Consider the following 293-nt stretch of genomic DNA (forward strand, 5'->3'; position numbering starts at 1 on the left):
GCCTGATTCATATGTGACGCTCCCGAATTCCACCATGGGCCTCGGCCATTGACCGCTGATTTCCACGCCCGCGCCTCGTCGATTCCCAAACGTATCAGGTTGCGCGCCCTCGTAGAGGGCCGCTTCCATTGACGCCAAATGACACAACGAAGTTTGTGACGCACCCAGCCATCAAGCTCCTCAAGTGGCCGCTTGCTCTGACTCAGCTTGAAGTAGCCAACCCAACCACGCAGCACGGGGGTCATTTGCTCAACGATATATCTCATTGAGCGGGCCCGTGTCCGACGCAAGAG

The 293-nt window shown here is 57.7% G+C and carries 1 protein-coding gene; it reads right to left on the reverse strand.

All coding sequences use genetic code 11. From position 1 onward, the window contains the following. Positions 1 to 293, reverse strand: a 293-nt coding sequence (locus ACM6I5_RS22235) for a group II intron maturase-specific domain-containing protein (protein WP_414884729.1), incomplete at both ends; no start/stop codon positions are given.

Source organism: Pseudomonas sp. IT-P171, from assembly GCF_949767765.1.
Taxonomy (GTDB): Bacteria; Pseudomonadota; Gammaproteobacteria; order Pseudomonadales; family Pseudomonadaceae; genus Aquipseudomonas; species Aquipseudomonas fluorescens_B.